This window comes from Streptomyces sp. NPDC003034 (assembly GCF_053591375.1).
In genome coordinates this window covers 94034-113809 of sequence record NZ_JBSFTS010000014.1, presented here as the reverse complement: position 1 = coordinate 113809, position 19776 = coordinate 94034, and the positions used below count along the sequence as shown (strand labels likewise).

16 protein-coding genes, 3 tRNA genes and 1 pseudogene are annotated in these 19776 nt (G+C 71.6%); 9 read left to right on the top strand and 11 right to left on the bottom strand.

Features of this window, described 5'->3' with window-relative positions; all coding sequences use genetic code 11:
• The first annotated feature begins 59 nt into the window (after positions 1 to 59).
• Both ACWDX7_RS16705 and ACWDX7_RS16700 read left to right on the top strand, forming a co-directional pair.
• On the top strand, positions 60 to 1154 hold the full coding sequence (locus ACWDX7_RS16705; RefSeq protein ID WP_451488678.1) for a Leu/Phe/Val dehydrogenase: 1095 nt from the start codon (positions 60 to 62) through the stop codon (positions 1152 to 1154).
• 335 nt (positions 1155 to 1489) lie between these two features.
• Positions 1490 to 1750 (top strand): DUF3073 domain-containing protein, encoded by a 261-nt coding sequence (locus tag ACWDX7_RS16700; RefSeq protein WP_451488679.1) that lies wholly within the window; start codon positions 1490 to 1492, stop codon positions 1748 to 1750.
• Positions 1751 to 1869: 119 nt separating this feature from the next.
• Here ACWDX7_RS16700 and purM read toward each other — a convergent pair whose 3' ends face one another.
• The 7 genes from purM to purS form a co-directional block, all read right to left on the bottom strand.
• Positions 1870 to 2940: a phosphoribosylformylglycinamidine cyclo-ligase gene (purM, locus tag ACWDX7_RS16695; RefSeq protein ID WP_451488680.1), complete on the bottom strand. Its 1071-nt coding sequence runs from the start codon at positions 2938 to 2940 to the stop codon at positions 1870 to 1872.
• Between the two features lie 96 nt (positions 2941 to 3036).
• On the bottom strand, positions 3037 to 4554 hold the full coding sequence (purF, locus tag ACWDX7_RS16690; RefSeq protein WP_451488681.1) for an amidophosphoribosyltransferase: 1518 nt from the start codon (positions 4552 to 4554) through the stop codon (positions 3037 to 3039).
• Positions 4555 to 4939: 385 nt separating this feature from the next.
• Positions 4940 to 5803 (bottom strand): META domain-containing protein, encoded by an 864-nt coding sequence (locus ACWDX7_RS16685; RefSeq protein ID WP_451488682.1) that lies wholly within the window; start codon positions 5801 to 5803, stop codon positions 4940 to 4942.
• Between the two features lie 85 nt (positions 5804 to 5888).
• Positions 5889 to 6680, bottom strand: coding sequence for a sterol carrier family protein (locus ACWDX7_RS16680; RefSeq protein WP_451488683.1), 792 nt, complete (start codon positions 6678 to 6680; stop codon positions 5889 to 5891).
• A 208-nt stretch (positions 6681 to 6888) separates the two neighbouring features.
• Positions 6889 to 9144 (bottom strand): phosphoribosylformylglycinamidine synthase subunit PurL, encoded by a 2256-nt coding sequence (purL, locus tag ACWDX7_RS16675; RefSeq protein WP_451488895.1) that lies wholly within the window; start codon positions 9142 to 9144, stop codon positions 6889 to 6891.
• 23 nt (positions 9145 to 9167) lie between these two features.
• Positions 9168 to 9848: a phosphoribosylformylglycinamidine synthase subunit PurQ gene (gene purQ / locus ACWDX7_RS16670; RefSeq protein WP_451488684.1), complete on the bottom strand. Its 681-nt coding sequence runs from the start codon at positions 9846 to 9848 to the stop codon at positions 9168 to 9170.
• Between the two features lie 2 nt (positions 9849 to 9850).
• The gene (gene purS, locus ACWDX7_RS16665) at positions 9851 to 10102 is read right to left on the bottom strand and encodes a phosphoribosylformylglycinamidine synthase subunit PurS (RefSeq protein ID WP_008740952.1); all 252 of its coding nucleotides are present in this window, start codon (positions 10100 to 10102) and stop codon (positions 9851 to 9853) included.
• A gap of 322 nt (positions 10103 to 10424) precedes the next feature.
• Here purS and ACWDX7_RS16660 point away from each other — a divergent pair, with 322 nt between their 5' ends.
• From ACWDX7_RS16660 to ACWDX7_RS16630, 7 genes and pseudogenes are all read left to right on the top strand, one after another.
• Entirely contained in the window at positions 10425 to 10742 is a 318-nt protein-coding gene (locus ACWDX7_RS16660; RefSeq protein ID WP_451488685.1) for a histone-like nucleoid-structuring protein Lsr2, read from the top strand.
• A gap of 88 nt (positions 10743 to 10830) precedes the next feature.
• A tRNA-Gly gene (locus ACWDX7_RS16655) sits at positions 10831 to 10902 on the top strand.
• Positions 10903 to 10971: 69 nt separating this feature from the next.
• A tRNA-Gly gene (locus ACWDX7_RS16650) sits at positions 10972 to 11044 on the top strand.
• Positions 11045 to 11288: 244 nt separating this feature from the next.
• Positions 11289 to 11390, top strand: a pseudogene (locus ACWDX7_RS16645) (ABC transporter permease); the annotation flags it as partial.
• A gap of 21 nt (positions 11391 to 11411) precedes the next feature.
• Positions 11412 to 12779 carry a sensor histidine kinase gene (locus ACWDX7_RS16640; RefSeq protein WP_451488686.1) on the top strand — a complete coding sequence of 456 codons (1368 nt, stop codon included), beginning with the start codon at positions 11412 to 11414 and terminating at the stop codon, positions 12777 to 12779.
• Positions 12776 to 13387 (top strand): response regulator, encoded by a 612-nt coding sequence (locus ACWDX7_RS16635; RefSeq protein ID WP_451488687.1) that lies wholly within the window; start codon positions 12776 to 12778, stop codon positions 13385 to 13387. Before ACWDX7_RS16640 ends, ACWDX7_RS16635 begins: the two co-directional genes overlap by 4 nt.
• 22 nt (positions 13388 to 13409) lie before the next feature.
• Positions 13410 to 13482: transfer RNA gene (locus ACWDX7_RS16630), tRNA-Gly, on the top strand.
• A 91-nt stretch (positions 13483 to 13573) separates the two neighbouring features.
• Here ACWDX7_RS16630 and ACWDX7_RS16625 read toward each other — a convergent pair.
• From ACWDX7_RS16625 to purD, 4 genes are all read right to left on the bottom strand, one after another.
• Complete coding sequence (locus ACWDX7_RS16625) at positions 13574 to 14494, bottom strand: phosphoribosylaminoimidazolesuccinocarboxamide synthase (RefSeq protein WP_451488688.1); 921 nt, start codon at positions 14492 to 14494, stop codon at positions 13574 to 13576.
• Positions 14495 to 14628: 134 nt separating this feature from the next.
• Complete coding sequence (locus tag ACWDX7_RS16620; protein WP_451488689.1) at positions 14629 to 16116, bottom strand: N,N-dimethylformamidase beta subunit family domain-containing protein; 1488 nt, start codon at positions 16114 to 16116, stop codon at positions 14629 to 14631.
• Positions 16117 to 16320: 204 nt separating this feature from the next.
• Positions 16321 to 18057, bottom strand: a complete 1737-nt coding sequence (locus ACWDX7_RS16615) for a hypothetical protein (protein WP_451488896.1) — start codon at positions 18055 to 18057, stop codon at positions 16321 to 16323.
• Positions 18058 to 18466: 409 nt separating this feature from the next.
• Positions 18467 to 19747 (bottom strand): phosphoribosylamine--glycine ligase, encoded by a 1281-nt coding sequence (purD, locus tag ACWDX7_RS16610; RefSeq protein ID WP_451488690.1) that lies wholly within the window; start codon positions 19745 to 19747, stop codon positions 18467 to 18469.
• Positions 19748 to 19776: the final 29 nt, after the last annotated feature.

The following is a 19776-nucleotide window of genomic DNA, read 5'->3' as shown; positions in this document are numbered from 1 at the left end:
CTCCCCCACCCGCAGGGCGGGCGTCACTCCGCCGCATCTCTCCCATGGGAGTCACCACCGTGACCGAAATGACCGACGGCGTCCTGCACACCCTGTTCCGCACGGAACAGGGAGGTCACGAGCAAGTCGTGCTGTGCCAGGACCGAGCCACCGGCCTGAAGGCCGTCATCGCGATCCACTCCACCGCCCTGGGCCCCGCCCTCGGCGGCACCCGCTTCCACGCGTACGCCTCCGACGAGGAGGCCGTCCTCGACGCGCTGAACCTCTCGCGCGGCATGTCCTACAAGAACGCCCTCGCCGGTCTCGACCTCGGCGGCGGCAAGGCCGTGATCATCGGGGACCCCGACGTCCTGAAGACGGAAGAACTGCTGCTGGCCTACGGCCGCTTCGTGGACTCCCTCGGCGGCCGCTACGTCACCGCCTGCGACGTCGGCACCTACGTCGCGGACATGGACGTCGTGGCCCGCGAGACCCGCTGGGCGACCGGCCGCTCCCCGGAGAACGGCGGCGCCGGCGACTCCTCGGTGCTCACCGCCTTCGGCGTCTTCCAGGGCATGCGGGCCAGCGCCCAGCACCTGTGGGGCGACCCGACCCTGCGCGGCCGCAAGGTCGGCGTGGCCGGTGTCGGCAAGGTCGGCCACCACCTGGTCGAGCACCTGCTGGAGGACGGCGCCGAGGTCGTGATCACGGACGTGCGGGCGGAGTCCGTACGCCGGATCCTGGAGCGGCACCCGGGCAAGGTCACGGCGGTGCTCGACACGGACGCACTCATCCGCGTGCCCGGCCTGGACGTCTACGCGCCCTGCGCGCTCGGCGGCGCCCTGAACGACGACACCGTGCCCGCCCTGACCGCCAAGATCGTGTGCGGTGCGGCCAACAACCAGCTCGCCCACCCGGGCGTCGAGAAGGACCTCTCGGACCGCGGGATCCTCTACGCACCGGACTACGTGGTCAACGCCGGCGGGGTGATCCAGGTCGCCGACGAGCTGCGCGGCTTCGACTTCGACCGGTGCAAGGCGAAGGCGTCGGAGATCTTCGACACCACCCTGGCCATATTTGCCCGCGCGAAGGCGGACGGGATCCCGCCGGCCGCGGCGGCCGACCGGATCGCCGAGCAGCGGATGGCGGAGGCCCGCGCCCGCCGCGCCGTCTAGCGGAGTTCGCGACCTGACGGACTCGACGGACCTGACCGAGCCCGACGGACCTGGCAGACCTGAGGGACGCCCCGCCGGGGCGCGGCGAGACGGAACTCACTGCGCTTCGGCGGGTCGCCCGTCAGGAAAGGGTTAAAATCGCAGCTGACCAGCGAGGACGGGGCGTCTTGCTGGTTCTGCCCCGGGGCGCGTCAGGCGGTCGGCGTACCGTATGGCCGCGGAAGCAGGTACCGTTAAACCCCTACGGACGGTCTCTCCACGGAGAGACCGCTCCGAACCATGAACGCGTGTCAGACTCTGGGGCCGTCGAGCCCCGTCACCGAGGGGGTCGAGCCATGGGGCGCGGCCGGGCCAAGGCCAAGCAGACAAAGGTCGCCCGCCAGCTGAAGTACAACAGCGGCGGGACCGACCTCTCACGTCTGGCCAATGAGCTGGGCGCATCGCCGACAGAGCCGCTGCCTATCAGCGAGCCGGTCGAAGTCGATGACGATCAGGATGACGACGACCCGTACGCCAAGTACGCGGAGATGTACAACGGCGATGACGACGACGAGGACGAGGAGTCCGGTCCGTCGGCACAGCGTCGCGGCGCTTGACGCGCTGACCGTCTGACCAGGCCGAAGGGTCTGACCAGCTGGACCACGTACACAGTCTGACCAGGTGAAAACAGGAAACCCGGTCCAGGGCATCGCCCCGGACCGGGTTTCGTGCTGCCTCAGCCCGCGTAGGAACCGGTCAGGGTGGAACCCTCGGTGTGGGCGCCGCGCTCGACGATCTCACCGGCGACCCAGGCCTCGACGCCCCGGTCGGCGAGCACGGTCAGCGCCACGTCCACCGACTCGGCGGGCACGACGGCCATCATGCCGACGCCCATGTTCAGCGTCTTCTCCAGCTCCAGCCGCTCGACCGCGCCGGCCTTGCCGACCAGGTCGAAGACCGCGCCGGGGGCCCAGGTCGTACGGTCCACGGTGGCGTGCAGGTGGTCCGGGATGACCCGGGCCAGATTGGCCGCGAGGCCACCGCCGGTGATGTGCGAGAAGGCGTGCACCTCGGCCGTACGGGTGAGAGCCAGGCAGTCCAGCGAGTAGATCTTGGTGGGCTCCAGGAGCTCCTCGCCGAGGGTGCGGCCGAACTCCTCGATGTGGCTGTCCAGGGACATCCCGGCCCGGTCGAAGAGGACGTGCCGGACCAGCGAGTACCCGTTCGAGTGAAGGCCGGACGAAGCCATCGCGATGACGGCGTCACCCTTACGGATGCGATCGGCGCCCAGCAGCCGGTCGTACTCGACCACGCCCGTGCCGGCGCCCGCGACGTCGAAGTCGTCCGGGCCCAGCAGGCCCGGGTGCTCGGCGGTCTCGCCGCCCACCAGCGCGCAGCCGGCGAGGACACAGCCCTCGGCGATGCCCTTGACGATGGCGGCGACCCGCTCCGGGTGGACCTTGCCGACACAGATGTAGTCGGTCATGAAGAGCGGCTCGGCGCCGCAGACGACGATGTCGTCCATGACCATCGCGACGAGGTCATGGCCGATGGTGTCGTACACGCCCAGCTGGCGGGCGATGTCCACCTTGGTGCCGACTCCGTCGGTGGCGGAGGCGAGCAGCGGGCGCTCGTAGCGCTTCAGGGCGGAGGCGTCGAAGAGGCCGGCGAAACCGCCGAGGCCGCCGAGGACCTCGGGGCGCTGCGTCTTCTTCACCCACTCCTTCATCAGCTCGACGGCGCGGTCTCCCGCTTCGATGTCGACGCCCGCGGCTGCGTAGCTGGCACCGGTGGTCTTCTCTGTCATGACAGGAGAGAGCTTTCGTGTCGTTACTGCGGTGAGTGCGGGGCTGCGGGGCCCGTGGAGCAAGAGGTTCTACGGGATCTACCGGAACTAGGGGCTCTACGGGCGGCGGAGCGCGTCGGCGGCGTCCGTGCCGCCGGCCAGCTCGGTCTCCAGCAGCTGCTTGCCCAGGAGCTGCGGGTCGGGCAGCTCCATCGGGTACTCGCCGTCGAAGCAGGCACGGCAGAGATTGGGCTTCTGGATGGTGGTCGCCTCGACCATCGCGTCGAGCGAGATGTACGAGAGCGAGTCCGCGCCCAGGGAAGTGGCGATCTCATCGACCGACATGCCGTTGGCGATCAGCTCGGCCCGGGTGGCGAAGTCGATGCCGAAGAAGCACGGCCACTTCACCGGGGGCGAGGAGATCCGGATGTGGACCTCCGCCGCGCCGGCCTCGCGGAGCATCTTGACCAGGGCGCGCTGGGTGTTGCCGCGGACGATGGAGTCGTCGACGACCACCAGGCGCTTGCCCCGGATGACTTCCTTGAGGGGGTTGAGCTTCAGGCGGATGCCGAGCTGGCGGATCGTCTGCGAGGGCTGGATGAAGGTCCGGCCGACGTAGGCGTTCTTGACCAGGCCGGAGCCGTACGGGATCCCGCTGGCCTCGGCGTATCCGACGGCGGCGGGAGTACCGGACTCCGGCGTCGGTATCACCAGGTCGGCGTCGACCGGGGCTTCCTTGGCGAGGCGCCGGCCCATCTCGACGCGCGAGAGGTAGACGTTCCGGCCGGCGATGTCGGTGTCCGGGCGCGCCAGGTAGACGTACTCGAAGACACAGCCCTTGGGCTTTGCTTCGGCGAACCGAGAGGTGCGCAGACCGTTCTCGTCGATCGCGATGAGCTCGCCCGGCTCGACCTCGCGGACGAAGCTGGCGCCGCAGATGTCGAGGGCGGCGGTCTCACTGGCGACCACCCAGCCGCGGTCCAGGCGGCCGAGGACCAGCGGGCGGATGCCCTGGGGGTCACGGGCGGTGTAGAGGGTCCCCTCGTCCATGAAGACGAGCGAGAAGGCTCCCTTGACCTTGGGGAGGACCTTGAAGGCCGACTCCTCGATGGTCAGGGGCTTGCCGTCGTCGTCCGTCTGCCCGGCGAGCAGGGCCGTCACGAGGTCGGTGTCATTGGTGGCGGCCACCTGAGTGGCGCGGCCGTCCTGACGGGGGAGGTCGGCGACCATCTCGGCCAGCTCGGCGGTGTTCACCAAGTTGCCGTTGTGACCCAGGGCGATAGAGCCGTGGGCGGTCGCGCGGAAAGTGGGCTGCGCGTTCTCCCAGACGGAGGCTCCGGTGGTCGAGTAGCGGGCGTGACCGACCGCGATATGACCTTGGAGCGAGCCGAGAGAGGTTTCGTCGAAGACCTGGGAAACGAGGCCCATGTCCTTGAAGACGAGGATCTGGGAACCGTTGCTCACAGCGATTCCCGCGGACTCTTGTCCACGGTGCTGCAGCGCATACAGTCCGAAGTAGGTGAGCTTGGCGACCTCTTCACCCGGAGCCCAGACACCGAAGACGCCGCAAGCGTCCTGGGGGCCCTTTTCGCCGGGGAGCAGGTCGTGGTTGAGTCGTCCATCACCACGAGGCACGCCTTCAAGTGTAGGCGAGATCGACCACTGGTCCGAATTGAGGACGGCTCGCGAAAGTCACAGTGCGGACAGTCCGGTAACCCCTGCGGAGGGTGACTGCGGCGGCCGCTGGCGGTGCCGTTTGCAGGGCCGCGCCTGTGGCTTCGTACGAAGACCCGCGCCGCCCGGGCCCGCCGAGGCCGGCCCGCTCTCCATTCAGCAGTGATCGAGGTCCGGTACGGGAGAGGGCGCGGCTCGCTCCGGTCGCCTCGGGGGCTGCTCGGCGCATCACGGCCGTTCGCACGCGGTGGGTCGGCCGTGTGGGGGGTCCGCCGCACTTGTGGGTTCGTACGAGCCCGATTTGTCCGGTCGTACCGGCGACTGCGCGGGCCGTTTCACCGCCCCCTCACTCCGCCGCGGAGGCCGCCCGGGCGGTCAGACCCTTGCCGTCCGGGGCGGTGAGCGTCAGGGTCCCGCCCTGGATCTTCCAGCTGAGCCGGCCGCTGCCGAACAGGCCGCTCAGCGCCCGTTCGACCTCGCCCGCCGGGCCCTCGCAGGCGATGCGGGTGGAGGTGAGCGGCCCGAAGGTCACGGAGGAACCCTCGACCGCGGCCTCGGCGCTGAACCGGTTGCAGCCGAGGCTGCCGCTCGCCGTGGAGTCGGCGGCGAGGGTGAACCGCGCCTTTCCGGCCGCCTCGGCGGGCACGGAGGAGACGGTCTCGCCGCTGATCAGGGAGTCGACGGTCCACACCGTGCCGGTGAGGGGGGCGTCCGGGACGGGGGCCTTCGAGGTCATCGCGAGGGTGCTCCCGTCGGCGGCCTTCAGCGTGAGCCGCTCCGGCCCCGCGTCGATGGTCAGCCGCCCCCGGAAGAGCTTGGCGAAGGCTGCCTCGAAGTCCATGTGCTCGCAGGCCATGGTGGTGGTGGCGCCGGGCGTGACGGTCAGGGCGGACGTCCCCTCGAAGGTGACCTCCGCCGTGAAGGCGTTGCACCCGTAGTTGCCCGTGGCCTTCTCCTCGCCGAGGTCCATGCGGGCCGCGTCGGGCGCGTGCAGGGTCCGGCCGCCGGTGGTCAGGGAGGCGACGGACCAGGAGCCGGTCGGGCCGGGCGGCGGCTCGGCGCCGATGTTCGTCGCCCCGCCGCCGCAGGCGGCGAGGGCCAGGACGAGGGCCAGTCCGACCGGGGCGTGGCGCAGGACGCGGGCGCGATCGTGGACGTGGACGCGGTCGTGGTCGTGGTCGTGGTCGTGGACGTGCCGGAAGGTACGCATGGCACTGTGACGGACCGGCCGCCGAGGCGGTTCCACGCCTCCCCGCCCGACGCCGCCCGGCCCAGCCCCGCCCCGCGCGTGGCGCTCAGCCCATGAGCGGCAGCAGCGCCGACAGGTCGGCCCGCTCGCCACTGGCCCTGACCCGCGCCTCCGATACCGCCTCGGCCCATCCCGTACGCCCCGTCGCGAGCCGGACCCAGGTCTGCGGGTCGGTCTCCACGACATTCGGCGGAGTGCCGCGGGTGTGGCGGGGTCCCTCGACGCACTGGACCACCGCGAAGGGCGGGACCCGTACCTCCACCGACCCGCCCGGCGCCTTGACCGCGAGGGCGTCGGCGAGCAGCCGGGTGCAGGCGGCCAGCGCCTGGCGCTCGACCGGGACGGCCAGTCCGGTGGCGCGGTTCAGGTCGTCGGTGTGGACCACCAGCTCCACGGTGCGCGTGACCAGGAAGTCGGCCAGGGTCATGGCACCGATCCACAGGTTCACCACCCGGCTGCCTGGGTACGCCGCCAGCGCCTCGGCCATCCGGGCGGCCGCGCGCTCGTACAGCTCGGGCAGCGGCGCGCCGTCGAGGGTCTCCCGCGCCGCCTCGGAGATCTTCCCCGCGAGGGACGCGGTGGCGAAGGGCCACTCGACGGCCGTCAGCTCGGGGATGGCGGCGGGCGGCCGGTCCAGGCACACGGCCAGGGAGTCGGCGATCCAGGCGATGTGCGCGGCGAGATCGGCCACGGTCCAGTCCCCGACCCCACTCGGCCCTGCGAGCTGCTGAGGGCTCAACTCGCTGACGCCGTGGGCGATATGACCGAACTGCGCGGTGACGGCCGCGCGGATCCTCGCCGGGTCGTAGGTACGCGGTCTCTTCCTTGCGGGCGGCATGTCCCGACCCTACTCGGGCGCGGGGAGCCCGGTCCGGTGCGGCCACGACGGCTCGCGGTCCCGGTGGCGCAGTATGCCGTGACCGCTCCCGCCCCCCTGGCCCCCGTCTCGCGCACGCATCGGCGTGATCGCCGCGTCCGGGTACAGCCGAGCCCCCGCCCGGACGATACGGACGGGGGCTCGGCCAGCGGCTCCGGCAGGGGCGGGATCAGGCCAGCAGGGCCGGGATCGTCGCCTCGTGGGCCGCGCGGAGTTCACTCAGCGGAAGGGTGAACTGGCCCTGGATCTCGATCTCCTCGCCGTCCACCACGCCGATGCGGGCGGCGGGCAGGCCGCGTGCCGCGCACATGTCGGTGAAGCGGAGCTCCTCGCTGCGCGGGACCGCCACGATGGCCCGGCCCGCGGACTCGGAGAACAGGAAGGTGAAGGCGTCCAGACCCTCCGGCACGACGATCCGCGCGCCGTTGCCGCCGCGCAGGCAGGACTCGGTGAGCGCCTGGATGACGCCGCCGTCGGAGAGGTCGTGCGCGGCGTCGATCATGCCGTCGCGCGAGGCGGAGATCAGGATTTCGCCGAGCAGCTTCTCGCGGCCGAGGTCGACCTTGGGCGGCATGCCGCCCAGGTGGCGGTGGACGACCTCGGACCAGGCGGAGCCGCCGAACTCTTCGGCGGTGTCGCCCAGCAGGTACAGCAGCTGGCCGGCCTCCGCGAACGCCATCGGCGTCCGGCGGTTGACGTCGTCGATGACCCCGAGGACCGCCACGACCGGGGTCGGGTGGATCGCGGTGTCGCCGGTCTGGTTGTAGAGCGAAACGTTGCCGCCGGTCACCGGGGTGCCGAGTTCGAGGCAGCCGTCCGCGAGACCGCGGCAGGCCTCGGCGAACTGCCACATGACGTCGGGGTCCTCGGGGGAGCCGAAGTTCAGGCAGTTGGAGATCGCCAGCGGCTTGGCGCCGGTCGCGGCGACGTTGCGGTACGACTCCGCCAGCGCGAGCTGCGTGCCCGTGTACGGGTCGAGCTTGGTGAAGCGGCCGTTGCCGTCGGTGGCCATGGCGACGCCGAGGTTGGACTCCTCGTCGATGCGCACGATCCCCGCGTCCTCGGGCTGCGCCAGGACGGTGTTGCCCTGCACGAAGCGGTCGTACTGGTCGGTGACCCACGACTTCGACGCCTGGTTCGGGGAGGAGACCAGCGCGAGGACCTGCGCCCGCAGTTCGGCGGGGGTCTGCGGCCGGGGGAGCTTGTTCGCGTCGTCCGCCTGGAGCGCGTCCTGCCACTCGGGGCGGGCGTAGGGGCGCTCGTAGGTGGGGCCCTCGTGCGCGACGGAACGCGGCGGGACGTCCACGATCTGCTCGCCGTGCCAGAAGATCTCCAGCCGCTCGCCGTCGGTGACCTCACCGATGACGGTGGCGATGACGTCCCACTTCTCGCAGATCTCCATGAAGCGGTCGACGTGGGCGGGCTCGACGATCGCGCACATGCGCTCCTGCGACTCGCTCATGAGGATCTCCTCGGGCGAGAGCGTCGCGTCGCGCAGCGGGACGGTGTCGAGCTCGACCCGCATGCCGCCGGAGCCGGCGGAGGCCAGCTCGCTCGTGGCGCAGGAGAGCCCGGCGCCGCCGAGGTCCTGGATGCCCGCAACCAGCTTCTCCTTGAAGATCTCCAAGGTGCACTCGATGAGGAGCTTCTCCTGGAAGGGGTCGCCGACCTGGACGGCGGGCCGCTTGGTCGGCTTGGTCGAGTCGAAGGTCTCGGATGCGAGGACCGAGACGCCGCCGATGCCGTCGCCGCCGGTGCGGGCACCGTAGAGGATGACCTTGTTGCCGGGGCCGGAGGCCTGGGCGAGGTGGATGTCCTCGTGCTTCATCACGCCGATGCAGCCGGCGTTGACCAGCGGGTTGCCTTGGTAGCAGGCGTCGAAGACGACCTCGCCGCCGATGTTCGGCAGGCCCAGGCAGTTGCCGTAGCCGCCGATGCCCGCGACCACGCCCGGCAGGACGCGCCGGGTGTCGGGGTGGTCGGCCGCGCCGAAGCGCAGCGGGTCCACGACCGCGACCGGGCGGGCGCCCATGGCGAGGATGTCGCGGACGATGCCGCCGATGCCGGTGGCCGCGCCCTGGTACGGCTCGATGTACGAGGGGTGGTTGTGCGACTCGACCTTGAAGGTGACGGCGTAGCCCTGGCCGACGTCGACCACACCGGCGTTCTCCCCGATGCCGACGAGCATGGCCGAGTTCTCGGGGGTCTTCTCACCGAACTGCTTCAGGTGGACCTTGCTGCTCTTGTACGAGCAGTGCTCGGACCACATGACCGAGTACATGGCGAGCTCGGCGCCGGTGGGGCGCCGGCCCAGGATCTCCCGGATACGGGCGTACTCGTCCTCCTTGAGGCCGAGCTCCTTCCACGGCTGGCCCGCGTCCGGCGTGTCGGTGGCGTGCTTGACGGTGTCCAGGCTGTGCTTCATGGTGCCCTTGCTTCGCTCGGTCGTCATGCGGAGATCAGCTTCCGCAGGATCGAGGTGAAGAATCCGAGGCCGTCGGTGCGGCCGGTCCCGATCAGCGGTTCGACCGCGTGCTCGGGGTGCGGCATGAGGCCGACGACGTTGCCCGCGGCGTTGGTGATGCCGGCGATGTCGCGCAGCGAGCCGTTCGGGTTGCCGCCGAGGTACCGGAAGGCCACGCGGCCTTCGGCCTCCAGTTCGTCGAGCGTGCGCTCGTCGGCGGTGTAGCGGCCGTCCATGTTCTTGAGCGGGACGGAGATCTCCTGGCCGGCGGTGTAGTCGCCGGTCCAGGCGGTCTCCGCGTTCTCCACCCGCAGCTGCTGTTCGCGGCAGATGAAGTGCAGGTCGTTGTTGCGGAGCATCGCCCCCGGCAGCAGGTGGGCCTCGGTGAGGATCTGGAAGCCGTTGCAGATGCCCAGGACCGGCATGCCGGCCTTGGCCTGCTCGATGACGGGCTCCATCACGGGCGAGAAGCGGGAGATCGCCCCGGCGCGCAGGTAGTCCCCGTAGGAGAAGCCGCCCGCGAGGACGACCGCGTCGACCTGGTGCAGGTCCTTGTCGCGGTGCCACAGCGAGACCGGCTCCGCACCCGCGAGGCGGATGGCGCGCAGCGAGTCACGGTCGTCGAGCGTCCCGGGGAACGTGACGACTCCGATGCGAGTGGTCACCCTCAGGCCTCGACCTTCACGGTGAAGTCTTCGATGACGGTGTTGGCGAGGAACGTTTCGGCCATCTTGTGGATGCGGTCGAGGGCGGCCTGGTCGACCGGTCCCTCCACCTCCAGCTCGAAACGCTTCCCCTGGCGGACGTCGGCGATTCCCTCGAAGCCCAGGCGCGGCAGTGCACGCTGCACCGCCTGCCCCTGAGGGTCGAGGATCTCCGGCTTGAGCATGACGTCGACTACGACGCGTGCCACTGGCACTCCCGTGTGGTGGTTGGTGCGAAGGCGGTTCCCTCAGCGTACCCGGCCAAAATTTCTACGCGGGTAGATATCCTGTGCCTTGATCGCCGTGCGGTTTCGGCTTCACCAACGCTTCGCAAAATCACCCGGAAAAACACGCGGCCGGGATTGCGGCGGGACACGCGGAGATAATTAACTGGGCTTCGCAATGCAATGAGAATCGGGGTACAAAGGAATCACCCCGGATTCCGGCGGAAAGATGCATTGCTCCGAAACATCCACACAGGCGACATCACCGCACGTCAGCACGTGGTGGTGAGGGCGCGCGAAGGGACCGATATCCGTGGTGCAACGCGTAGTGGTTACGCTCTCCGATGACATCGACGGCGGAGAAGCGGCGGAAACGGTCGCGTTCGCTCTGGACGGTAAGTCCTACGAGATCGACCTCAATGAGGCCAACGCAAAGAAACTGCGGAAGGCCCTGGCGCCCTACGTGGCGGCCGGCCGCCGGCAGTCCCGCTCCGGGAAGGCCTTCAAGCACACCGCCATCGCCCCCGATCCGGCGGTGGTGCGGGCCTGGGCCCGGTCCAACCAGCTCGACGTCCCCCCGCGCGGCCGCATCCCGAAGCGGGTCTACGAGTCCTACAACGCGGCCCACTGAGAGCCGATTTGCCATCCACCCCCATCGATCGGCTAGTGTGTGGATCACGCCAAGGGGCCAGGCCACAGGTCAGCGCCCCGAAGGTCGTGCGGGTGTAGTTCAGTAGTAGAACATCCTCCTTCCAGGAGGAAGGCGCAGTGTGCGATCCCTGTCACCCGCTCTGCATCGCTTTACCGGCCACCACGGTGGATCAGGTAGAGTGATGCGTGCATTGCCCAGGGCAGTGCATGCGGACGTAGCTCAGTTGGTAGAGCACCACCTTGCCAAGGTGGATGTCGCGAGTTCGAGTCTCGTCGTCCGCTCTGTGTAGGGAGAATCCCCCGGTCATCATGACCGGGGGCTTCTTCGTGTTTTCCCGGCAGCGCGGAGCCGGCCGCCGTCCGGACCAATGTCGCCGCCCCTGACAAATGTCACCGGGGGCCGTGACACCGCGCACTGCCGCGGGGGCCCGGCCACCGCGAGGCTTGAGCCATGAGTCACACGGTGATCGAGTTCGAGGAGCCGCGCCGCGGATGGGGCGGGGGCGGGGCGGGATCCGCCTGATGGGGCGGGGGCGATCCGCTGGGCGCCCACCGCACCGCGCTGGCCTGGATCATGATCACCGTGTTTGCTGTCCAGCGGTGGTTCCGCTGGGAACCGCGCCGCTAGAGGAACCGGGGGACGGTAGCCGTGTCGAAGCTGACGGGGTGGTGGAAGAACCGCAGCAGTTCGGGGAAGGTCGAGCTGTACACGCGCTGGTCGTTCCACCTCTTCGCATTCATCGAGATCTTTTCGTTCGGACTGACCGCGCTGGGGGCGGCGACCGAGAAGTCCACCCAGCCGGTGGCCGTCTGGCTCTTCTTCCTCGTGTGCGCCCACTCCGTGCTGGTGGGTGTCCTCTCCTCCCGGGCGCTGGACTGGCTGGTGGAGCGGCGCGAGCGCCCGGTACGGCTCGCGGTGACGACGGTCGCCCTGACGACCGCGGCCTGCCTGGCCGTCCTCGTCCTGCGCAAGGCGGGACTGACCGGCCACGCGTCGGTGGCGCCGACCCTGATCGCGGGCATGACCTGCTTCACCTGCGGGTCACTGGTCCTGTGCCTGAAGAAGGTCGGGCACATGAAGTACGTCGCCCCGGGCGCGGCGCTCGCCGCGGCGGCGGCCGTACTCGCCCTCGGACTGTCGCCCGCCGAGGCCCTGGGGTACCTGGTCGGCGTGCTGCTCACCGGCCTGTTCCTCAGCGCCGCCTGCGGGTTCTCCGCATGGCTGCTGAGCACCGTGCGCGAGCTGGACCGCTCGCGGGAGCTCCAGGCGCAGTTGGCGGTGGCGCAGGAGCGCCTGCGCTTCGGCCGCGATCTGCACGACGTGATGGGCCGCAACCTGGCGGTCATCGCGCTCAAGAGCGAGCTGGCGGTCCAGCTGGCGCGGCGCGAACGCCCCGAGGCGGTGGACCAGATGATCGAGGTGCAGCGGATCGCCCGGGAATCGCAGCGAGAGGTACGGGACGTGGTGCGCGGCTACCGGGAGGCGGACCTCGCGGTGGAGCTGGAGGGCGCGCGCGGGGTGCTGCGCGCCGCCGGAATCGACTGCCGCGTGGAGTTGCGGGACCGGCGCACACTGCCACCGGCGGTGCAGTCGGCGCTGGGGTGGGTGGTGCGCGAGGCCACCACGAACGTGCTGCGGCACGGGGAGCCGGGCAGCTGCGTGATCCGGCTGGTGGCCGCGGACGTGGAGGGCGGCGCCAGTGGCGGGGCCGGCGCGGGTGGCGGGGGCCTGGTGCTCACCGTGGAGAACGACGGGGTGACCGCCCGGTCGGCGCCGCTGGACGGGAAGCCCGGTTCCGGCCTGGCCGGGCTGCGGGAGCGGCTGGCCGCACTGGACGGCACCCTGGAGGCCGGACCGGTACCCGGCGGCCGCTTCCGCGTACGGGTCGAGATACCCGTACGGCGGCTGCGCGGCCAGGACCAGGGCGCGGGCGACGCGCAGGGGACCCGGGGCGCGAAGGCCGTGCGGGTTGCGGAGGAGTCGTGGGACGTGCGGGAAGAGGGGGTGCGGGCATGAGCCCCGTACGTGTGCTGCTGGCCGACGACGAGCACCTGATCCGGGGGGCGCTCGCCGCACTCCTGGCCCTGGAGGACGATCTGCTGGTCGTCGCCCAGGCGGCGTCGGGCCCCGAGGCCCTCGCGATGGCGCGGGCTCACCAGCCGGACGTGGCGGTGCTGGACCTGCAGATGCCGGGGGCGGACGGTGTGAGTGTGGCCACATCGCTGCGGGCCGAACTCCCCGGCTGCAAGACCATGATCGTGACGAGCCACGGCCGCCCCGGGCACCTGAAGCGCGCCTTGGCGGCGGGCGTACGGGCCTTCGCGCCCAAGACGGTGTCGGCTCAGCGGCTGGCGGAGCTCATCCGGACCGTGCATGCCGGAGGGCGTTATGTGGACCCGGAGTTGGCGGCCGACGCGATCAGCGCGGGCGATTCGCCGCTGACGGCCCGTGAGGCGGAGGTGCTGGAACTCGCGGCGGACGGGGCGCCCGTCGCGGAGATCGCGGAGCGGGCGGCGCTCTCGCAGGGCACGGTACGCAACTACCTGTCCTCGGCGGCGTCCAAGCTGGGGGCCGAGAACCGGCACACGGCGGTGCGTCTCGCACGGGAGCGCGGTTGGGTATAGTAGGCCCCGCGCTACGGCGCATGCGGACGTAGCTCAGTTGGTAGAGCACCACCTTGCCAAGGTGGATGTCGCGAGTTCGAGTCTCGTCGTCCGCTCTGTGTAGGGAGAAGCCCCCGGTCATCGTGACCGGGGGCTTCTTCGTGCCCCGGGGCCGGAGGGCCCCGGGGTCCCCAGGGACTGAGCGCGTCAGGACCAGCTCTTCCAGGTGAGGCCGGTGAGGCGCTCGTACGCCTCGATGTACTTGGCGCGGGTCTGCTCCACGACCTCCTGCGGCAGCGCCGGCGGCGGGAGTTCGCCCTTGCGGTCCCAGCCGGAGGCGGGGGAGGACAGCCAGTCGCGGACGAACTGCTTGTCGAAGGAGGGCTGCGCGTGGCCCGGCTCCCACCGGTCGGCCGGCCAGAAGCGGGAGGAGTCCGGGGTCAGCACCTCGTCGGCGGCAACGAGCACGTCCTCGCTCCCACTGCGGTCGAAGCCGAACTCGAATTTCGTGTCGGCCAGGATGATCCCGCGCTCGCGGGCGATGTCGCGGGCGCGCCCGTACACGGCCAGGGTGGTCTGGCGCAGCAGCGCCGCCGTCTCCACGCCGGTGGTGCGCGCGACCTCCTCGTAGGAGACGTTCTCGTCGTGTTCGCCGACCTCGGCCTTCGCGGCCGGGGTGAAGATGGGGCCGGGCAGCTCGGAACCGTCGACCAGACCCTCGGGGAGCGCGAGCCCGCAGACCGTGCGGGTCTGCTCGTACTCGGCGAGACCGGATCCCGTGAGGTAACCGCGGGCCACGCATTCGACCGGGATCATTTCGAGGTTCTTGCAGATCAGCGTGCGGCCGGCCCAGTCGGCGGGGGCGCCGGCGGGGAGGTCGGTGCTGATGACGTGGTTGGGGACGATGTCCGCGAGCTGGTCGAACCACCACAGGGAGAGCTGGGTGAGGACGCGGCCCTTGTCCGGGATCTCGGTGGGGAGCACCCAGTCGAAGGCGGACATGCGGTCGCTGGCGACCATGACGAGGTGGCCGTCCTCGTCGCGGTAGAGATCGCGCACCTTGCCGGTGTGGAGGTGGACGAGGCCCGGCACCTGAACCGGCTCGGGCTTTACGACGAATCCGGACACGGGGTCTCCCTGTAGTTCTGTATGAGCGCACTGCCGATTCTCCCGTACGGGCACCACTTCGCCCGCCCCGGGTGGCCCCGGCGCGCGTCGGCCGTGTCTCAGTCCCGCTTCATGTCTCAGTTCCGCTTCGTGTCTCAGTCCCGCTTGCAGATGCGGTCGAGGAGATTGGCGGTGGCCCGCTGGACCCGCTCGTCCACATGGCCGGGGCGGTCCAGGGCGGGGGACCAGGCGAAGGTGCCGGAGGCGAAGACCAGCGCGCCGCTGGGCGCCCGGTAGAGGGAGGTCTCCTGGTGGCGGCGGTGGCCCTCGCTGTCCAGGTACGGGGAGTGGGCGAGCAGGATCCGGTCCTGGTGCTCGGGGAGCTGGGTGCGCGGGAAATACCGGTCGGCCTCACCGGCGACCAGGCCGGGCAGTTCGTCGTTCTCACCGGCGCCGGTGGAGTCCCACAGCCAGTGCGTGGCATTGCGCACGATCAGGGGCGCGGGCTCGGGGACCCGCCCCGCGTACTGGATGCCGAGCAGCTGCTGTTCGGGGCGGTCTACCTCCCGCCACAGGCTGGGGCGGCCGGGGCCGCGGCGTTTTCGGCAGGTGAGGAGCCGGTCTTCGACCCCGGAGGGGGACGGGGCGAGCTCGACCTGCCAGTACATGGTGTTGGCGGAGAGGAAGACGAGCGAGGTGCCGTGCTCGCGGGCGCGCTCGACGGTGCGGCGCATGGGGGCCGACCAGTACTCGTCGTGGCCGGGGAAGACCAGGCCGCGGTAGCGGGTGGGGTCGACGCGGCCGGCGTGCAGGTCGCGGGTGTCGGCGTAGGCGAGGTCGTAGCCGTAGCGCTCGGCCCAGCGGATGAAGTCGTAGGCGTGGCCGACGTGGAGGGGCAGGCCGGCGCCCGCGTAGGGGCGGTCGAAGGAGACGGTCATGGCCGCGTCCTGCTCGCCGAGCAGCCGGCCGGCGTCGTCCCAGGCGTGGTAGAGGCTGGCGCCGGTGCGGCCGTCCTCGGGGTAGAGGTTGTACGCCTGCCAGGTGATGTCGGGCAGCAGCAGGAGGAGGTCGGCGGGGTGGTCGTCGCGGACGGTGAAGGGGATGTGGGAGCGGTAGCCGTCGGCGGTGGTGAGGACGGCGACATACGCACCGATGTTCCAGTAGGAGGGGACCTGGAGCCGCCAGGACAGCCACCAGTGGTGGCAGGAGACGGTGCGGTCCGCGGCGAGGGGCGCCGGCTGGACGATGCCCGACAGGCGGGGACTGGTGGTGATTTTGGAGGCGCCGTCGCCGCCGTAGTGGCCGATCCGGTAGACGTCGACGGAGAACTGCTGGGGCGGGTCGACGGTGATGTGGAAGTCGATGGCCCCGCCGGGGGTGACCGCGCCCGTGGAGGCGAAGCCCTTGATCTGGCGGTGCACGTCATCGGCGGTCCGGGGGCCGCCGTTGCCGCGGGCGCGGGGGATCTGGCCGGTGCCGGCCGCCGCCGCGGCCGGATCCACGTACCAGGGCACGACCTGACCGGTGTCGTCGAAGTAGAGCTCGCTGCCCCGGAACCACGGCAGGGGCCCCTGCCCGAAGGGGTCGGTCACCGCGTGCGCGAGCGCACCCGACTCCCACCGCCTGATCTGCTCCCCGCCCATACCGCTCCCCTCCCTCGCTCCCCCGAACGGATACGCCTTCGCACCGGTGCGCGGCACGAGTACGTGCTGTCGTTGTGACCGATCCCAGCACATCACATAACGCACGCACTCCGTCACCGTTCGTCGCGAATTGACGTGACCGGAACATTTGCGTCCGCTTGTGCGTGCGAGCCGTACCCCGTGCGGGGGCACGGGAACCGCTGGTCAGACGAGCCGGACCGGCTTCTCCGGGCGGACGCCGATCTCAGCGAGCCAGTGCCGCAGGGGCTCCGGATTCCCGTCCTCGACCAGGCACATCACATGCGGAGCCAGGTCCGAGCGGCGGTCCCCGCCGACCAGGAGGACGGGGCCGTCCAGCCAGTCCAGGCCCGGAGCCGCGCCGGCGGAATCCACGGCCGCGCAGCACACCATCGCCGTCACGTGGTCGGCCAGCAGATCCCGACCGCTGCGCGGCGGCTGGAGGGGGAACAGCGGTACGGCGTCCGCGCCGCGCGCCTTGCCCGCTCCGGCTCCGGCGGCCCGGTCCTCCCGGGCCAGGTCGCCACTGAGCCGTCCGGCCAGCGCCTCCCCGGCCGCGCCGTCACCGGCGAGGTCCGTGAGGTGCCCGAGCACCCGCTCCAGGGTGGGTCCGGCGAAGCCGTCCTCGGCGGATGCGGTCAGGGTGTGGTGGTCATCGGTCCGGTGATGGCCATCGGTGCGGTGACGGTCGGCGGTCCGCTGGCCTTCGGTCTGTTGGGGACCGGTTCGCTGCGGACCGGTTCGCTGGGGGTCGGTTCGCCGGCCATCGGTGTCGGGCGCCGTGAGGGCCAGGGAGTCCAGCGCCGCGTGCAGGCGCGCCGCCTCCGTGCGCCACTTGCGGTCCACGACCTCCTCCGGATACGCCGTCCAGTCCACCGGGGACCAGTCCGGTCCGGGCTCGGCCGGCCCGCCGTGGAAGAGCCGGGCCGCCAGTAGCGAAGCCGCCTCGTCGACGGTCCCCGGCTGCTCCAGCAGGTCGCAGGCGGGGCGCTCACCGAGCCGCGAGGCGTAACCCTCGGCCAGCCGGTCGCGGCGGGACAGCTCGGTCAGCGCCGAGACGACCCCTGCGTCGAGGTGCGCCGGCCAGCGGCCCATCCGCCAGGCGGGCAGCGCGACCCGGGTCAGCAGCCGGTCCCAGCCCGCGTAGGCGAGGCCGACCTGCTCCTGGGCGACGATGCGCAGCCCGTAGTCCACATCCTGTGCGCGGTCCGAGGCGGCCGCGGCCACCCCGCGCTCCATCTCGGCGGCGTCGACCCGGCACAGCCGCAGCAGCAGCCGCGCCGGCCGGGCGATCCAGCCGAGGCCTCGGCGGTTGCCCACGTCCACGGCGGCGTCCAGACCGCGCACAAAGCCGCGGGCGTCCGCTATGTCCGGGTGCGCGGAAGGACCCGTACCCGCGACGACGGGGGCGAGGACCGCGCGCAGCTCCGCGACCCGCATCCACCACAGGAACGGCGAGCCGATGACCAGCACCGGAGCGGCGCCGGGCTCGGACTCCGGCCCAGCGGATATACCGCTGCGGCGGTGGGCGGCATGGGTGCGGTCCTCCAGCCAGCTGTCGCAGTCCGGCGTCAGCGCTATGGCCGAGGGCGCCGGGACGTCCATCCGGTCGGCCAGGTCACGCACCAGCCGGTAGAGGTCGGGGGCGGCAGATTCGGCCAGCGGCACCGTCGGTGTCACGGCGGGACCCGCCCGCAGCACCACGGCGGCGAAGATCCCGCCGACGAGCAGGACGAGCGCGGCGACCACGCACACGGCGAGGGTCACCGCCGGCCAGGGGTCCCCGGCCAGCCGGCCCGTCAGCCGGGCGGCCACCAGCACCACCGCGAGGGCGGCGGGCAGCAGCACCACGGCCAGGGCCCTGCTGCGCACGCGCAGCACGGCCAAGGCGCGGGAACGCGCCGACGGCACGCCCACTTCCATGATCGAACCGGTTCCGGACACGGCCGGACCTCACCCCCTCTGCCCTGCGGCGGCTTTGCTCACTCCCCCACTGTGACACCCGCCACCGACACCGCAATGCCGGTGGGCCATGTGCCGGAATGCTTGCGCCGCACCCTAGTTGGGGCATGCCCGGCCGTCAGGCAGACGGGGTGACCATCACTCGATGGAATGGCTTTGGGTAAAGGTGGGTGCGTTCGAACGCGGCCGGATGCAGTCGCACGCGGACGCGCCCGCGGGCCCGGGCGCACCTCGTGCGCACCGGGCCCGCGTCGCGAACAGCCTCACAGGCCGGGCCGGGGCCGGGGGTGTGGCCGGGGGTGTGGCGCCGCCGCCTGGCCCTTGGGCAGAAGGACCGGCCGCGCATCCCCCGGCCGGAGCCGGCCGGGGGTCAGCGGCCTTGGGCCGTCCCGGCCGCCTCGGCCGCCTCGGCCGCCGCCGCGGCGATATCCGTACGGTGCTGCGAGCCGTCCAGCCGGATGCGCGCGACCGCCCTGTACGCCCTCTCCCGCGCCTGCGCCAGATCAGAACCGGTCGCCGTCACGGACAGCACGCGGCCGCCCGCGCTCACGACCGCGTCGCCCTCGCGCCGGGTCCCGGCGTGCAGCACGTACGCGTCGGGGGCGTCCTCGGCCGCCACCGCGGCCAGGCCCTCGATCGGGTCACCGGTGCGCGGGGTGTCCGGGTAGTTGTGCGAGGCGATGACCACCGTGACGGCCGCGTCCTCGCGCCAGCTGAGCGGGGCCTCGGTGTGCAGGGTGCCCAGGGCCGCCTTCATGAGCAGGCCCGCGAGCGGGGTGCGCAGCCGGGCCAGGACCACCTGGGTCTCCGGATCGCCGAAGCGGGCGTTGAACTCGATGACCCGTACGCCGCGGCTCGTGATGGCCAGGCCCGCGTACAGCAGGCCGGAGAACGGGGTGCCGCGGTGGCGGAGCTCGTCGACGGTCGGCTGGAGCACGCTCTCCATGACCTCGTCGACCAGCTTCGGGTCGGCCCAGGGCAGCGGGGAGTACGCGCCCATGCCGCCGGTGTTGGGACCGGCGTCGCCGTCGAGGGCGCGCTTGAAGTCCTGGGCCGGCTGGAGGGGGACCACGCTCACGCCGTCGGTGATGGCGAAGAGGGAGACTTCGGGGCCGTCGAGGTACTCCTCGATGACGACGCGGTCGCAGCCCAGCGCGTGGGCGCGGGCGGCGGCCCGGTCATCGGTGACCACGACGCCCTTGCCGGCCGCGAGGCCGTCGTCCTTGACGACGTACGGGGGGCCGAAGGCGTCGAGGGCCGCGTCCACCTCTTCGGGGGTGGTGCACACGTGGCTGCGCGCGGTCGGGACCCCGGCCGCCGCCATCACGTCCTTGGCGAAGGCCTTCGAGCCTTCCAGCCGTGCCGCCTGCGCGGAGGGGCCGAAGACGGGGATGCCGGCGTCGCGTACGGCGTCGCCGACTCCGGCGACCAGGGGCGCCTCCGGGCCGACGACGACCAGGTCGGCGCCGAGTTCGGTGGCGAGGCGGGCGACGGCGTCGCCGTCCAGGGCGTCGACGGGGCGGAGTTCGGCCACCTCGGCGATGCCGGCGTTGCCGGGAGCGCAGTAGAGCGCGGAGACGTCGGGGTCGAGGGACAGAGAGCGGCACAGGGCGTGTTCGCGGGCGCCGCCGCCGATGACGAGGACCTTCACGCTGCTCAGCCTAGCCCGCGCGGCCCGCA

What these genes read in the sequence shown, in the direction of transcription:
- ACWDX7_RS16635 (WP_451488687.1), top strand. Translation starts at nt 12,776, where the DNA reads ATGAGCCCCGTACGTGTGCTGCTGGCCGACGACGAGCACCTGATCCGG.
- ACWDX7_RS16700 (WP_451488679.1), top strand. Translation starts at nt 1,490, where the DNA reads ATGGGGCGCGGCCGGGCCAAGGCCAAGCAGACAAAGGTCGCCCGCCAG.
- purL (WP_451488895.1), bottom strand. Translation starts at nt 9,144, where the DNA reads ATGAAGCACAGCCTGGACACCGTCAAGCACGCCACCGACACGCCGGAC.
- ACWDX7_RS16680 (WP_451488683.1), bottom strand. Translation starts at nt 6,680, where the DNA reads ATGCCGCCCGCAAGGAAGAGACCGCGTACCTACGACCCGGCGAGGATC.
- purM (WP_451488680.1), bottom strand. Translation starts at nt 2,940, where the DNA reads ATGACAGAGAAGACCACCGGTGCCAGCTACGCAGCCGCGGGCGTCGAC.
- ACWDX7_RS16615 (WP_451488896.1), bottom strand. Translation starts at nt 18,057, where the DNA reads ATGGAAGTGGGCGTGCCGTCGGCGCGTTCCCGCGCCTTGGCCGTGCTG.
- ACWDX7_RS16620 (WP_451488689.1), bottom strand. Translation starts at nt 16,116, where the DNA reads ATGGGCGGGGAGCAGATCAGGCGGTGGGAGTCGGGTGCGCTCGCGCAC.
- ACWDX7_RS16685 (WP_451488682.1), bottom strand. Translation starts at nt 5,803, where the DNA reads ATGCGTACCTTCCGGCACGTCCACGACCACGACCACGACCACGACCGC.